Source organism: Alishewanella sp. BS5-314 (assembly GCF_025377695.1).
GTDB classification, from domain to species: Bacteria; Pseudomonadota; Gammaproteobacteria; order Enterobacterales; family Alteromonadaceae; genus Alishewanella; species Alishewanella aestuarii.
This window is the reverse complement of the sequence record NZ_JACEHJ010000002.1, coordinates 929563-944360: the sequence shown is the minus strand read 5'-3', so window position 1 is coordinate 944360 and position 14798 is coordinate 929563. Positions and strand designations below refer to the sequence as shown.

At 52.5% G+C, this 14798-nt stretch carries 10 protein-coding genes; 7 read left to right on the top strand and 3 right to left on the bottom strand.

The window, feature by feature from the left end; translation table 11 throughout:
• Positions 1 to 237: 237 nt before the first annotated feature.
• The 4 genes from H1D31_RS08880 (at position 238) to H1D31_RS08865 (ending at position 6143) form a co-directional block, all read left to right on the top strand.
• Complete coding sequence (locus tag H1D31_RS08880) at positions 238 to 1236, top strand: isoaspartyl peptidase/L-asparaginase family protein (RefSeq protein ID WP_261257844.1); 999 nt, start codon at positions 238 to 240, stop codon at positions 1234 to 1236.
• A gap of 119 nt (positions 1237 to 1355) precedes the next feature.
• Complete coding sequence (locus H1D31_RS08875) at positions 1356 to 1775, top strand: CBS domain-containing protein (protein WP_261257842.1); 420 nt, start codon at positions 1356 to 1358, stop codon at positions 1773 to 1775.
• Between the two features lie 125 nt (positions 1776 to 1900).
• Positions 1901 to 5782: an ATP-dependent RNA helicase HrpA gene (hrpA, locus tag H1D31_RS08870; RefSeq protein WP_261257840.1), complete on the top strand. Its 3882-nt coding sequence runs from the start codon at positions 1901 to 1903 to the stop codon at positions 5780 to 5782.
• Between the two features lie 61 nt (positions 5783 to 5843).
• Positions 5844 to 6143 carry a PilZ domain-containing protein gene (locus H1D31_RS08865; RefSeq protein WP_261257838.1) on the top strand — a complete coding sequence of 100 codons (300 nt, stop codon included), beginning with the start codon at positions 5844 to 5846 and terminating at the stop codon, positions 6141 to 6143.
• A gap of 52 nt (positions 6144 to 6195) precedes the next feature.
• Here H1D31_RS08865 and H1D31_RS08860 read toward each other — a convergent pair whose 3' ends face one another.
• Positions 6196 to 7398 (bottom strand): class I SAM-dependent rRNA methyltransferase, encoded by a 1203-nt coding sequence (locus H1D31_RS08860; RefSeq protein ID WP_261257837.1) that lies wholly within the window; start codon positions 7396 to 7398, stop codon positions 6196 to 6198.
• A 116-nt stretch (positions 7399 to 7514) separates the two neighbouring features.
• On the opposite strand from H1D31_RS08860, the gene H1D31_RS08855 reads away from it, so the two are divergent.
• Together H1D31_RS08855 and H1D31_RS08850 are read left to right on the top strand one after the other, a co-directional pair.
• On the top strand, positions 7515 to 8522 hold the full coding sequence (locus H1D31_RS08855) for an NAD(P)H-quinone oxidoreductase (RefSeq protein ID WP_261257835.1): 1008 nt from the start codon (positions 7515 to 7517) through the stop codon (positions 8520 to 8522).
• Positions 8523 to 8571: 49 nt separating this feature from the next.
• Positions 8572 to 10041 carry a hypothetical protein gene (locus H1D31_RS08850; RefSeq protein WP_261257833.1) on the top strand — a complete coding sequence of 490 codons (1470 nt, stop codon included), beginning with the start codon at positions 8572 to 8574 and terminating at the stop codon, positions 10039 to 10041.
• Between the two features lie 30 nt (positions 10042 to 10071).
• Here H1D31_RS08850 and H1D31_RS08845 read toward each other — a convergent pair whose 3' ends face one another.
• Both H1D31_RS08845 and metG read right to left on the bottom strand, forming a co-directional pair.
• Entirely contained in the window at positions 10072 to 11667 is a 1596-nt protein-coding gene (locus tag H1D31_RS08845; RefSeq protein WP_261257831.1) for an MFS transporter, read from the bottom strand.
• A 21-nt stretch (positions 11668 to 11688) separates the two neighbouring features.
• Entirely contained in the window at positions 11689 to 13749 is a 2061-nt protein-coding gene (gene metG, locus H1D31_RS08840) for a methionine--tRNA ligase (RefSeq protein WP_261257829.1), read from the bottom strand.
• A gap of 149 nt (positions 13750 to 13898) precedes the next feature.
• On the opposite strand from metG, the gene apbC reads away from it, so the two are divergent.
• A complete protein-coding gene (gene apbC, locus H1D31_RS08835; protein ID WP_261257827.1) occupies positions 13899 to 14798 on the top strand; it encodes an iron-sulfur cluster carrier protein ApbC in 900 nt (299 codons plus the stop codon).

The following is a 14798-nucleotide window of genomic DNA, read 5'->3' as shown; positions in this document are numbered from 1 at the left end:
AAAACTAAACCTTAGCATCAGCCGCAGGGAAAAGAAACTATGAAAAAAAGGCGCCACAGAGAGGGGCGCCAAGCGTCAGGTTTACGCAGTACGTATAACAACAGACCCCAGTCTAACGCGCTGCTGCTGCGACGCCTTGATCCAACGCAATAAAAGCACCATCAGCCGGAATAAGTTGCTCTGCGTCTGATAATGTCTTACAACAATCAGCAACCCTTGTTTACCCGGAGTCGAATCATGAAACCTCAATCTTTGTTAGCTGCGCTTTGTCTCGTCCCTGCTTTGTCTTTTGCTGCTGCACCATCCGGTATTGTGATCCACGGCGGTGCCGGTACTATCAATCAGGCTCAGCTGACGGATACCCAACGTCAGGCGTATGAGGCAACCCTTAAGCATGCCGCCGAGCAAGGCTATGCCGTGTTGCAACAAGGTGGTAGCAGCCTGGATGCGGTAACCCGCGCCGTAATGATTCTGGAAGACTCGCCGCTGTTTAATGCAGGCAAGGGCGCGGTTTACACCTATGATGAAAGCCATGAGCTGGATGCCTCTATTATGCAAGGGCAAGACCGGCAGGCCGGCGCCATTGCCGGTGTCAGTACCATCAAAAATCCGATCTTGCTGGCGCGGGCAGTGATGGAACAATCCGAGCATGTGATGCTCGCCGGTGCCGGCGCTGAGGCCTTTGCCGATACTCTTAAGCTGGAGCGGGTACCGAACAGCTATTACAACACTGAATTTCGCTTTGAGGCGTTAAAACGCGCGAAACAAGCGCTGCAACCACAGCCACATCAGGCGGCCATTCCTTTTGACCCAGCCTGGCGTATGGGCACCGTTGGCGCTGTGGCGATTGATAAGGCTGGTAATCTGGCGGCCGCGACCTCAACCGGTGGCATGACCGCCAAACGCTATGGCCGGATTGGCGATGCTCCGGTGATTGGTGCCGGTAATTTTGCCGACAACCAAAGTTGTGCGGTCTCCGCCACCGGCCATGGTGAGTACTTTATCCGTTATCAGGTTGCTTCAGATATCTGCGCCAGGGTGAAATATCAAGGTAAAACGGCCAGTGCGGCGGCAACGGAAGTGATGGCTGAGCTGGCACAAGTCGGCGGCACGGGTGGTGTCATAGTCGTGGATCCGCAAGGGCGCTTAAGCTGGGCCTTTAATACGGAAGGTATGTACCGGGCGATGCTGGGCGATACGACACCACTTAAAGTTGAGATTTTTCAAGCCGAATAACGCGTGAATAGCAGGCAAAGCGGCGGTTCATCGTCTAATCTTAACTAAGCGGTTGCGGGAAGTCCGGTGTGACAGGATTGCGGCAACCGCACTTTGTATTAAGAAGATAAGGGGGACGCATGGACTTACTAAAAGTTGCCGACTATATGAATCGTCATCCGGTGACCTTTGATGCTGAAATGCCAGTGGAAATGGCGGTGGATCGGCTGATTAAAGGCCGGCAAACCGGTGGCCCGGTGATTGATGCGCAGCGCAAAATTATAGGTTTTATCTCCGAGCAGGATTGCCTGGCACGGATGCTGATGTCGACTTATCATGACCAGCAGGCCGCGCGGGTCAGTGATGTGATGCGGACCGACGTACTGACGGTAAAAGAGTACGACGGCATTATCGATCTGGCGCAAACCATGTTAAAGGCCAAACCCAAGCTGTATCCGGTGGTTGATGATAACGGTCATCTGCTGGGAATTATTACCCGCTCTGATGTGTTAGGCGCCATAGATAAAGAACTTCACTCGCACTATAGCAAAGCGGGTTAGCGTAAAGCTGGCTAGCGGTAAAGCGGAGCAGGACGTAAGAAAGCTGGCGCTAAGGCTGCAGTAGCGTTGCACTCCTAACCCCTAACTTGATAGCATTGCGCCCTCTGAAAGCTGAGGGCGCTAACTTGTCTGTCGAAACACCATCCACTGTCTCCACCTTGTCGGCCCAAATCGGTCAGTGTCTGCTGCAAGACCAATTCCGGCTACGCCGTAAACTGGCCCAGCTAAAACAGCTGCCACCAGAGCAAGCTGCGGCGCAACTCAGCAAACTTGAAGCGCAAATCGCTCAGTCCTCAGCGCTACGTGCTGCCAGGCTCTCTGCCATGCCGAAGTTAAGCTATCCGGCTGAGCTGCCGGTGGTGGCGAAAAAAGACGAAATTAAAGCTGCTATTGCCGCCCATCAGGTGGTAATTATTGCCGGCGAAACCGGCTCTGGCAAAACCACGCAAATTCCGAAAATCTGTCTGGAGCTGGGGCGGGGTGTGGCCGGCACTATTGGTCATACTCAGCCCAGGCGTCTGGCGGCGCGCAGTGTCTGTGCCCGCCTGGCTGAAGAGCTGCAATGTCAGGTTGGTCAGCAAATTGGTTATAAAATTCGCTTTGGTGATCATACTAATCAGCAAACCCTGGTCAAATTAATGACCGACGGCATCTTGCTAACCGAAATGCAGCAAGACCGCTTTTTAAATCAATACGACACCATCATTATCGATGAAGCGCACGAGCGCAGCCTGAATATCGACTTTCTGCTGGGCTACTTAAAGCAGTTATTACCACGGCGCCCGGATCTGAAGCTGATTATTACTTCAGCCACCATCGATCCTGAGCGTTTTTCCCGGCATTTTTTCGATGCCCCCATTATTGAAGTCTCAGGCCGCACCTATCCGGTAGAAGTCCGCTACCGGCCTTTTACCGAGCAGGATGATAAAGATGGCGACCAGCTGCAGGGTATTTTTGATGCGGTAGAAGAGCTGTATCGTGAGCCGCCGGGCGATATTCTGATTTTCTTAAACGGTGAGCGGGAAATTCGTGATACCGCCGATGCGCTGGAAAAACTGAAGCTGCCGCATACCGAAGTGTTACCCTTGTATGCACGCTTAAGTGCAGCAGAGCAAAACCGCATTTTTCAAACGCATGCCGGGCGGCGGATTATTTTATCGACCAACGTCGCCGAAACCTCGCTTACTGTGCCGGGTATTCGCTATGTGATCGATCCGGGTACCGCGCGTATTTCGCGATATAGCTATCGCTCCAAGGTACAGCAACTACCGATTGAAGCCATTAGTCAGGCCAGTGCCAATCAGCGTAAAGGCCGCTGCGGCCGGGTCGCGGCGGGGATCTGTATCCGGCTTTACAGCGAAGAGGATTTTTTAGGCCGGCCGGAGTTTACCGATCCGGAAATTCTGCGCACTAACCTGGCGTCAGTCATTATGCAGATGCTGGCACTGGGACTGGGTGATATCGAAGCCTTTCCATTTTTGCAAAAACCAGACAGCCGCTTTGTTAACGACGGCATCAAGTTGCTGGAAGAGCTGGGCGCGATCCCACAGCAACGTAGCAAGCAACAGCTCAGTTTAACGCCATTAGGCAAAACGCTGGCGCGTTTACCGATCGACCCCAGGTTGGCGCGGATGGTGCTGGCGGCCAGCGAGCAGGGCGCCTTACAACAAGTGTTGGTGATTGTTGCCGCCTTATCCATTCAGGATCCGCGCGAGCGGCCGCTGGATAAGCAACAAAAAGCCGATGAGCTGCATGGCCGCTTTGCTGATCCGGATTCTGATTTTAGCAGCTGGTTAAAGCTTTGGGATTACCTGCAACAACAGCAGGAGGCGCTGAGCAACAACCAGTTTCGCCGATTGTGTAAGCAAGAGCTGCTAAATTATTTACGGGTACGGGAGTGGCAGGATCTGGTCGCGCAGCTGACTCAGGTCGCGCAGGAGCAACAGCTTAGTTTTAACACCAATCCGCCGGGCTATCAGGCTATTCACAGCGCCATTTTAACCGGCTTATTGGGACAAATCGGTAGTAAAGACAGCGATGCCGACTATCTTGGGCCACGGCAAACCCGCTTTTATGTATTCCCCGGCAGCCATCTGTTTAAGCGCAAACCGAAATGGATTATGGCGGCCGAATGGGTTGAAACCAGCCGCTTGTATGCGCGTACGGTAGCGAAAATTGAACCTGAGTGGATTGAGCCGCTGGCGGCGCATCTGGTTAATCGCAGCTACAGTGAACCGCATTGGGAAAAGAAAAAAGGTGCTGTGGTGGCTTACGAGCAGGTCGCGCTGTACGGCGTGATTATCGTGGGTAAAAGACCGGTGCTGTATAGCCGGATTGACGAGGCGGTATCACACCAGCTGTTTATCCGGGAAGCCCTGGTCAATGGCGAACTGGGCTTAAATGAAGCCTTTTTAAGTTATAACCAGCAACAAATCAGCAAGGTGCAGGAACTGGAAGAAAAATCCCGCCGCCGTGATATCCTGGTAGACGAAGATGCGCTGGCCGCGTTTTACGCCGAACGTATCCCGCAGTGGGCGAATAACCGTATCGACTTTAGCAAATGGTGGAAAAAAGCCCGCCAGACGCAGCCAGCGTTACTGAATTTTGACCCAGAGCTGCTGTATCAGCGCGATGCCTCTGATATCAGTGCCGAGCGCTTCCCGGAAAGCTGGCGCCAGGGCAATTTAACGCTGCCGCTGGAGTATCATTTTGCCCCCGGTGAGCCGGATGATGGCGTCAGCGTGTTGATCCCACTGGCACTATTAAACCAGGTCGAAGAGCAGGGCTTTGACTGGCAGATCCCGGCGCTGCGCCATGAGCTGTTAGTGGCGCTGATCAAATCGCTGCCTAAGCAATACCGGCGCAACTTTGTCCCAGCGCCGAATTATGCCGATGCCTTAATGCAAAGCCTGACCCCCTTTAGCGAGCCACTGCTCACTGCGATTAGCAGCAAGTTAAAGCGCATGTCAGGCATAACTATCCCTGACGATGCCTGGCAGTTAACAGAGTTACCGGCGCATCTGAAAATAAATTTTAAAATTGTCGATGAGCGTAAGCTGGTGGCGCAGGGGCGCTCTTTGGCGCTACTGAAACAGCAATTACAGGGCGCAGTGCAGCAAAGCCTGAGTGAAGTGGCTGAGCAGGGTATTGAGCAGGAGCAACTGACCGAATGGAGTTTTGGCGAGCTGCCCAAAGAGTATATTAAGCTGCAGGCCGGTTTTGAAATTAAAGCCTTTCCTGCGTTGGTCGACGCCGGTCAGAGCGTTGCCATTAAGCTGCTGGATAATCCACTGCGGGCAGAGCAGGAGCATATTAAAGGCTTACGGCGCCTGGTGCTGCTGAATGTACCCTCACCGGTAAAATATCTGCAGGAGTCGTTACCGAACAAAGCCAAGCTGGGTCTGTACTTTAATCCCTTTGGTAAGGTGCTGGAGCTGATCGATGATTGTATCGCTGCGGCAACGGACGCCTTGATCCGCCAGCAATTACCGGTGCAGGACAAAGTCGCCTTTGAGCGGTTACGCGAAACGCTACGCGCTGAGCTGAATGAGCGGGTACGGCAGATCGCATTGCAGGTGGAACAAATTTTAACGGTCTATCACGATATTCAAAAACGCTTAAAAGGTAAGGTGGATCTGGCACACTTTCAGGCGCAGGCCGATATTAAACAGCAGTTAGAGCAGCTGATTTTTAAAGGCTTTGTCAGTCAACATGGTGCTGCAAGACTGGATGATTTAAAACGTTATTTGCAGGCAATGTTAAAGCGGCTGGAAAAGCTCCCGGTCGATCCTAACCGTGACCGTTTATTGATGCACGAGTATCAGAAGGCTGAACAGGCTTATCAGAATTTACTTGGTAAATATGCCGGTCAGGCCATTCCGGAGCCGGTCAGTCAGATCCGCTGGATGCTGGAAGAGCTCAAGGTGTCACAGCATGCGCAGCAGCTGGGTACCCCTTATCCGATTTCGGTAAAGCGTATTTTGCATGCGGTGCAGGAGCTTAAATAATAAACTTGCGTCGTCGCCACAGCTTGCTAAGATGATGCAAAGCGTAGCGAAGGAGTTGTATATGCCACACAGGAATGATAACCGCCACTTTTACCGCATGATGGTCAACGCCGAGGTAAAGGTGATGATCAACGACCCTGAGGCCGCCCGGGTAATAGACGGGGTGTGTCGCGACCTTAGCGCCTCAGGGATGGCGGTGGAGATCGATGAACCGCTGGAAATGGGTACTTTGGTAAGGATCCGGTTAGAGTCGCCGGATGCCAGTGTCGCGCCGCTGGATGCGACGGCTAAGGTGATGCGTTGCAGTCAGGAAAGTGAAGATTGCTATCAGTTAGGGCTGGCGTTCCTCGATCTGAATTAGCCAAAGCCCATAGCGGTTTGAGCGGCTGCCCAGAGCGGGCAGCCCGGTATTGTTAATAGATCTTACAGATCAAGCCTTTCAGATAGTAACCTTCAGGGTAGAAACTGGCGACCGGATGATCGCTGTCTTGTTGTAAGCGTTCGATAAATAAGCAATCTCGTTTCGCATCCAGTGCCGCATCGGCGACCACCTTCTGGAATAAGCCCTCTTCCATTAAGCCGGAGCAGGAAAAGGTAAACAACAGACCACCTGGCTTCACCAGTTGCATCGCGACCCGGTTAATATCCTTGTAGCCACGACAGGCACTGTTAAGCTGGGCTTTGTTGTCTGCGAACTTCGGCGGGTCTAGCACCACGATATCAAAGGTTTTGCCTTGCTCCTGATACTGACGCAGCAGTTTAAACACATCGGCTTTCTGATTACTCAGTTTACTTAGATCTAACTGATTAAGTTCGGCATTACGCGCCGCGGTTTCTAGTGCCAGCTCAGACAGATCGACATTGGTCACCTGTTTGGCACCGCCCATTAAGGCTGCCACGCCAAAGGTGCCGGTATAGCTAAAGCAATTTAAAATCTCGGCGTCCTTAGCAAAACGGCGCAGCGCCGCCCGGTTTACCCGCTGATCCAGATAAAAGCCGGTTTTATGGCCGTTAACCACATCGACGACCAGCGTCATACCGTGCTCTTTAATCAGCACCTCACCACTGTCACGTGGTAAATGCAGCCAGCCGGTTACCAGCGGCAGGCCTTCTTTTTTGCGCACATCCACATCGGAGCGCTCGTAAATACTGTGCTCCGGGAATACCTCCAGCAGCGCAGCGACCAACTGTTTACGCTTGGCATCGGCACCGGCAGAGAGTAGCTGCACTACCAACACATCCTGATATTTATCAATAGTAATACCTGGCAGACCATCTGACTCCGCAGCCACTACCCGTAGCCCATTAGTCTGCTCTGTGTTGAACAAGCTCAGCCGCAGTTGCCAGGCGCGCTGCAGACGTTGCTTAAAAAACGCCTGGTCAATCTGTTCGTGTTGTTGAAAGCTCCAGATCCGAGCACGAATTTGCGATGCAGGTGAGTAGGCTGCCCAGGCCAGCCATTCGCCTTTGCTACTGACGACCGCAACGGTATCGCCACGATTTGGCGTATTATGGACTTTGGCAATGGCGTTAGAAAAAATCCATGGGTGTTTGCGATTAAGGGCTTTTTCACGGCCCTCGGCCAGGATCACCGCCGGTACGCTGCTATTATTCATATCTGGTAGGTCGCTATGCTAGACTAAAGGCCGCATTTTAGAGAAGACGCAGCGAAAGCTAAAGCAAAATCGGCAAGTGGCCGCCGCTTTCGCTACACAGCCGATATAGGAATCTTATGGCGCACATACTCCCTGCCAACATGCAAGCGGTAACCGTTGTGGAGCCGGGCAAACACAGTCGCTTAAGCTGGCAACCCAGTGCGCTGCCGCAACTGGCTGGCGGCGAGTTGTTACTCAAGGTCGCAGCCTTTGGCATTAACCGGGCTGATTTAATGCAGCGTCAGGGACTATATCCGCCGCCGGCTGAAGACAGCCCGGTGCTGGGGCTGGAGGCAGCAGGAACTGTTGTTGCGGTTGCCGATCACAGCTTAGCCGGTTGGCTTGGGCAACAGGTGTTTGGCCTGGTGAATGGCGGGGGCTATGCCGAGTATGTCCGGATCCCGGCTACACAAGCTATGCCTGTGCCCCAGGGCTGGACTTTTGAGCAAGCAGCCGCTACCGCTGAAACTTTTCTTACCGCCTATCAGCTGTTATTTATGCTTGGTGCAGCCGATACCGGACAACGGGTGTTGATCCATGCCGGCGCCAGTGGCGTGGGCACCAGCGCAATCCAATTGGCAAAGGCCCGTGGCTTGCAGGTCGCCGTGACCGTAGGCACTGAAGAAAAAGCGACGTTCTGCCAGCAGTTAGGCGCCGATCTTAGTATCAATTACCGGCAACAGGATTTTGCAGAGGTGTTAAGCACAGCCTGGCCTGAAGGGATTGACCTGGTATTGGATCCGGTGGCGGGCAGTTATCTGAACGCCGAAGCTACGTTATTGGCGATGGATGGCAAAATTATTATCTATGCCATGATGGGGGGGCGCAAAATACCCGAGTTCGACCTGAGTTTGTTGTTTAAAAAACGTGGCCAGCTGCTATGCTCAACGTTACTTAATCGTAGCGCAGCCTATAAAGCACAGTTAACCCGGTTATTTAGCGCTGATTTTGCTGCCATGCTGGCTGAAGGAAAGATCAAACCGGTGTTAACCGGCGTATATAAACCGGAGCAGTTGGAGCAAGCACATCAGTTGCTTGCCAGTAATCAGACTGTGGGTAAGTTAGTTGTGAGTTTTATCGAGTAATCCGGTTCTATCGAGCCACTATGGAATTAAGCTGAGGAAAGAAGTCAGGATGCCACCAAGTTTTGGAAAAGCGGCTTATGCCAAAGTTATTCAACGGCTGGTTGAGCGTATTTATAACCAAAGTCCGTTACAGGATTCGTTATATGAGCAGGCGGTGCAGTGGTTTGCTGAAAAAGCACTGCGCGATCAGAAGTCGGCCGAATTAGAGCAGCAATTATTTTTATTTGAAAGCCGGCATCAACAAGCAAAAAAGGGCGAACAGGCAGCGATTGCGCGTAATCTGAAGCAGGCCGAAGATCAACATAAGACCTTTAGTGAGGACCTCGAAGAGAGCCGGTTTCTGCGCTACAACGAATTGTTTTTACTGTGCCGTGATATTTTATCGATCTGTCAGGGTGAGAACTTTAGCGATACCAACAGCTACTCCGCCAAGATGCTCGGCACCATCCAGTTAATCTGCCCAACCCGTGGGCGCAATATCGCCAAGGAGAATCAGAAAGCCCGCCACCTGTATAAAGCCGTATTAAGTTTACGCCTGTTAGACCGGTTGGTGATTGATGGCATGATTGACCATCCCTTTATTATGGAGCGTTATGAGGAGGGGAAGGCTATCCCTTATAACGATGAAACGGAATACCATCCCTATCGTGACGATGTACATGTACCGGTGTTGATGGCCGCCTTATTGCAGGATATCGGGCGTTGTCATCCAAGCTGCCAGGCGATCTTAAAAGGCCCGGACGGCTCCTTTGATGAGTTCCGCGAGCTGGATGCCGAAGAGCGCAATACCTTTTTGCAGACCAGTTATACTGAGGCGCTGAGCTATGTCCAGGATGCACTGACCACTGGCCGCTATCTGGGGCGCAGTAAAGAGGAACGGGATCGTTTTGTCCAGGGCGAAATTGAAAAGCGTGAGCTGATCCAGTTGCTACTGAAGCAGGCGGTCAGGCCGCAGGATATTATCGGCAGTATTCTGCGTATTCCGCAGATTTATACCGGTATGGTGTTATCAACCCGGCAAAACTATAACTACGAGGATTTACCGAAGGCGGCACTGTTACTGGAAAAAACCGCTGAGCAGGGCAAACTGAGTAAAAATGCGGTGGCAGCTTTTCTGCGGATTGCCGGCATGTTTCCGCAAGGCTATGGCATTACCTATATCCCGAAAGACTCGGATGGTAATGATATGGAGCGTTATGAGTACGCCATTGTCACCGGCCTTTATCCGCCGGATTTTCGAAAAGCCATCTGCCGGATTGTTACCTACAGCCTGACCTATCAGGCGTCGGCGCGTGGCTGTGTGGTTAGCCCGGATAATAATTTGTATTTTCCGCAGGCGCGTCGGAAACTGGAAATTGTACCGGAGGAACGCTTGCTGGATATTTTGCGTAAGCTGGTGTACAACTTTGAGGAGCGGATGGCATCGCCATTATTACCGCGTTGCTGGCATCCGGATGATTACTTCCTGAATCAAAAGAACCAGAATCTGTGGAACAAGGCGGAAATGGTGCAAAACTAACCAGACTCCGCCGGCAACAGGCCCAACAACTTACTCAGCTGTTGGGCTTTTTCTTTTTGCCGCCGCACGCTCCAGCAGACTTTGACTGTCCTGGGCCGTGGCTTGGTCGGCAGCGTCCGGCGCAGCTTTAATGTCTTTACTTTCAGGCTCTGCAGTCGCGGTGTCAGGCGTCACAATAGTGTGTGGTGTCTCAACTGCTGCAATGTCAGCGCTGTCGCTGGGCGCTAGCGGCGTAGTCGTTGTTTCTACAGTTGTCGCAGCCGCCGCGGTAGTAATGTCACTAGCCACGTTGTCTGCAGCATCGTCCACAGGACCTGCCTCTGCAGTGTGTTGGCTGGTGTTGCTGGTTGCGGGCTCATCCAGCATTTGTTCTTTTACCAGTTGCTCATCAACGCGCGGATCCAGTGCTGCAGCCAGCGGGGAAGACACCAGATCGCCAGAGGCGAGCTGATAATCTGAGGGTTGCTGTTCGGCCAGCAGCCGCTTGGCCATTTTCTGGTTATAGTTAACCCGGGCTAAGCGCAGGAATAGGATCAGACAGCATACCGACATATAGCCATACAGCATGGCATTACCGAGCATTTGCATCAGAAAAGATGCCACCAACGGCCCCAGGGTGGCACCAATGCCAAAGGTCAGCAGGATGGTCGCCGACAGGGCCACCCGTTCCGGTTGTTCGATATTCTGATTAGCCAGTGCTGTGGCCAGTGGATACAGCGTAAAGGCCAGAATGCCAAAGCAAAAGGTGGCGATCAGCAGTGCCATACCTTTAAGTGGCAACAGCGCAATGGCTAACACTAAAATGCCGAGCAGGGCGCTGTTAAAGCGCAACAAGCGGCTACGTGGAATACGGTCCGATAGTTTACCCATCGGCCACTGGGCTAATAAACCTGCCAGAATAGTAGCCGACATAAAGCTGGCAACCTCGGCTGTACCCATGCCATTACTGGCGGCAAAGGCGGGCGCCAGACCATAAAAAGAACCGGAAATCCCGCCAGCGATCAAAATCGTGGTCAGGGATTGCGGCACCTTGCGCCAGAACGGCAAAATTTTCAGCGGCGCTGGGTGCATAGGCTGTGGGTGGATGCGGCGGGTAAGCGCTATTGGCACGATGCAAAGCGCGTAACAAATACCAATCAACAGCAGCGGTTGCAGTCCCAGCTCAGGGAAGAACGACAGTACGGTTTGCCCGGCCACCATCCCCATATAGGAGACAATCATATAACCGGCAAAGACACTGCCACGCTGGCTGCTATCGGCCTGCTCGTTTAACCAGCTTTCCAGCACCATATACATACACATCATGCCGGTACCGACGATTAACCTGAGTAACAACCAGATACTGAGCACATCGGTTAAGGCATGGCACAGCGCTGACGCCGTTACAATGCCGGCACTGGCAACAAAGGTACGGATATGACCAACCCGGGCAATCAGCTTATGACCGACTTTCGAGCCGACGACCAGCCCGAAGTAGTAAGCCGACATCATGCCACCGATCCACAGTTGTTCGACACCATCCCGGCTTAAAGATAATGCCAGGTAGGTAGTTAACAAACCTGATCCCAGCACCATAATCAGGGTGCTGGAGAACAGTGACGAAAAACTGCGAAACGGTGAGGCCATCCTAAGCTCCTGTAAACGACTTTATTTAACGCGCATACCTGCGGTGGCGCCCTGATCCGGTGTCAGCAGGAAGATATCGCTACCGCCCGGGCCTGCGGCCAGTACCATGCCTTCGGATAAACCAAAACGCATTTTGCGCGGAGCCAGGTTGGCCACCATCACCGTTTGCCGGCCAACCAGACTCTCTGGCGTGTAAGCGGCTTTAATACCGGCAAACACCTGCCGGGTTTCTCCGCCGCCGATATCCAGTTGCAGTTGTACCAGTTTGTCGGCGCCCTCCACCGGCTTGGCATCGACAATAGTCGCGACCCGCAAGTCTATCTTGGCAAAGTCATCAATGCTGATGGTATCGCTAATGGGTTCCCGTTCGCCGCTAACAACGTTAACCTCAGCCTTAGCTGTTTCAGCTTTAGAGACTGCAACCGGCTCAGCAGTGGGTTGTAAGTTCTCTTTTGAGGCATCGACCATGGCTTGCACTTTTACCGGATCGACGCGCTGCATCAGTGCTTTAAAGGGGTTAATCGCATGGTTTAACAGCGGCTCACGGTAATTGGCCCACAGCAGTTCAGTATTTAAAAAGGCTTCACTGTCGCTGGCCATTTTCGGCAACACCGGCTTTAAATAATGCATTAACACGCGGAACAGGTTCAGGCCCATTGAGCACACCTCATGCGCCTCCTGCTGCTTGCTGTCATCTTTTACCAGCACCCAGGGCGCCTTAGCATCGATATACTGATTGGCTTTATCGGCCAGCGCCATAATATCGCGGATGGCCCTGGCAAATTCCCGCTGCTCATAGCTTTGCGCAATGCTGTCCCCAGCGTTAATAAAGTCGGCGAACAGCTCCGGTTCACTCAGATTGGCAGAAAGCTTGCCGTCAAAGCGCTTACTGATAAAACCGGCACAGCGACTGGCGATATTCACCACTTTACCTACCAGATCGGCGTTAACCTTCTGGGTAAAGTCTTCCAGATTTAAGTCAAGATCGGTAATGCCGCTGGTTAGCTTAGAGGCGAAGTAATAGCGCAGATATTCCGGGTCCAGATTATCCAGATAGGTACGGGCCTTGATAAAGGTACCACGTGACTTGGACATCTTGGCGCCATTTACCGTGACAAAACCGTGGGCAAAGATAGCATTGGGTTTGCGGAAACCGGCGCCGTGCAGCATCGCTGGCCAGAACAGACTATGGAAGTAGATAATATCTTTACCGATAAAATGATACACCTCGGCGTCAGAATCCGGAGCCCAGTAGCTGTCAAAATCGATACCGGCTGTTTCACACAGGTGTTTAAAGCTGGCCAGATAGCCAATAGGTGCATCCAGCCACACATAAAAGAACTTACCTGGTGCGCCCGGAATTTCAAAGCCAAAATAAGGCGCATCGCGGCTGATATCCCAGCGCTGCAGGCCATCTTTAAACCATTCCTGCAGTTTGTTAGCCATTTCATCCTGCAAGGCACCGCTACGGGTCCAGTCCTGCAGCATCTGGGCAAAGGCCGGTAAATCAAAGAAGTAGTGTTCACTGTCTTTCAGGATTGGCGTAGCACCGGATACAACCGAGCGCGGGTTCTTTACTTCGGTTGGGCTGTAGGTGGCACCGCAGACATCGCAGCTATCACCGTTTTGGTCTAATGCGCCGCATTTCGGGCAATCGCCTTTAACAAAGCGATCCGGTAAGAACATTTCCTTCTGCGGATCATAAAGTTGGCTGATGGTATCGCGCTTGATGTAGCCGCCATCATTTAAACGCTGGTAAATCAGGTTGGCAAAGTACCGGTTTTCGTCACTGTGCGTAGAGTGATAATGATCAAAGGCGATACCAAAGCCGGCGAAATCGGCCATATGCTCAATTTTGGTTTGCGCAATCATCTGCTCCGGCGTGATGCCTTGTTGCTGCGCTTTTAGCATAATAGGGGTGCCGTGCGCATCATCAGCACAAACGTAGTAACACTGGTGACCGCGGGCTTTCTGAAACCGTGACCAGATGTCGGTTTGAATATATTCCAGCAGGTGTCCGAGGTGAATAGGGCCATTGGCATAGGGTAACGCACTGGTGATCAGAATTTTCCGGCTCGACATTGACGATTGCTCTTGAGAATAAATAACTGAAAAGATATGAACTAATGATACTATAACCGGCATTAAATCGCATCCGCACAAGCGGCGTTTCCCAACGATTTGTCAACAAAAGCGATTAGTCTACAAAAAAGCCTTTTAACGGAGTGACCATGTTTAACTGGCTAAAAAAGAAAACTCAGGCAGCAGGACAGCCCGAGCCGGGCGCGAATGAGTTAAGCGGCGTTATTGAGGCCTTAAGAGCCAGACCCGGTGCTTTTAAGTCGATTAAAACCATAGTACTGGTGGCATCGGGTAAGGGCGGGGTCGGCAAATCTACCACCTCCGCTAACCTGGCGATGGCGTTGGCGGCAATGGGCGTGCGCACCGGCCTGTTAGATGCCGATATTTATGGGCCTTCGGTACCTACGCTATTTGGTTTAACCGGCGAGAAAGTCACGTCACCGGATAATAAATTAATGCATCCGCTACAGGCGCATGATGTCTGTTTGCAGTCGATTGGCTTTTTGGTTGACCCGGAGCAGGCGTCAGTCTGGCGCGGCCCGATGGCCAGCCAGGCGTTATTGCAGTTACTGAATGAAACCCTGTGGCCTGAGCTGGATATCCTGCTGGTGGATATGCCGCCCGGCACCGGTGATATTCAGCTCACCATTTCACAAAAGCTGCCGGTAACCGGTGCTGTGGTGGTGACGACACCTCAGGATCTGGCGCTGGCCGATGCCCGCAAGGCGATTACCATGTTTCAACAGGTGAAAATCCCTCTTCTGGGCCTGATTGAGAATATGAGTTTTTATATCTGCCCCAGCTGCGGCGCCAGCGATGATGTATTTGGCAGCGAAGGGGGCTTAAAGCTGGCCGAGCGCTATCAGGTGCCGGTACTAGGCCAGTTACCACTGCAAGCTGCGCTGCGGGAACAGGCCGATAGTGGTACTGCCTTAACGGCCGGAGATGCCAGCTTGCTGGAGTATTATCAACAAATTAGTCGTGCCTTGCTGTGGCAACTTACCGGTGCCAGCAGCCAGAGCGTGGAAATTGTTATAACGGATGATTAG

Excerpts from the sequence above, each read along its gene's own strand:
- H1D31_RS08880 (WP_261257844.1), top strand. The coding sequence starts at position 238 with ATGAAACCTCAATCTTTGTTAGCTGCGCTTTGTCTCGTCCCTGCTTTG.
- H1D31_RS08875 (WP_261257842.1), top strand. The coding sequence starts at position 1,356 with ATGGACTTACTAAAAGTTGCCGACTATATGAATCGTCATCCGGTGACC.
- H1D31_RS08865 (WP_261257838.1), top strand. The coding sequence starts at position 5,844 with ATGCCACACAGGAATGATAACCGCCACTTTTACCGCATGATGGTCAAC.
- H1D31_RS08860 (WP_261257837.1), bottom strand. The coding sequence starts at position 7,398 with ATGAATAATAGCAGCGTACCGGCGGTGATCCTGGCCGAGGGCCGTGAA.
- H1D31_RS08855 (WP_261257835.1), top strand. The coding sequence starts at position 7,515 with ATGGCGCACATACTCCCTGCCAACATGCAAGCGGTAACCGTTGTGGAG.
- H1D31_RS08850 (WP_261257833.1), top strand. The coding sequence starts at position 8,572 with ATGCCACCAAGTTTTGGAAAAGCGGCTTATGCCAAAGTTATTCAACGG.
- H1D31_RS08845 (WP_261257831.1), bottom strand. The coding sequence starts at position 11,667 with ATGGCCTCACCGTTTCGCAGTTTTTCGTCACTGTTCTCCAGCACCCTG.
- metG (WP_261257829.1), bottom strand. The coding sequence starts at position 13,749 with ATGTCGAGCCGGAAAATTCTGATCACCAGTGCGTTACCCTATGCCAAT.
- apbC (WP_261257827.1), top strand. The coding sequence starts at position 13,899 with ATGTTTAACTGGCTAAAAAAGAAAACTCAGGCAGCAGGACAGCCCGAG.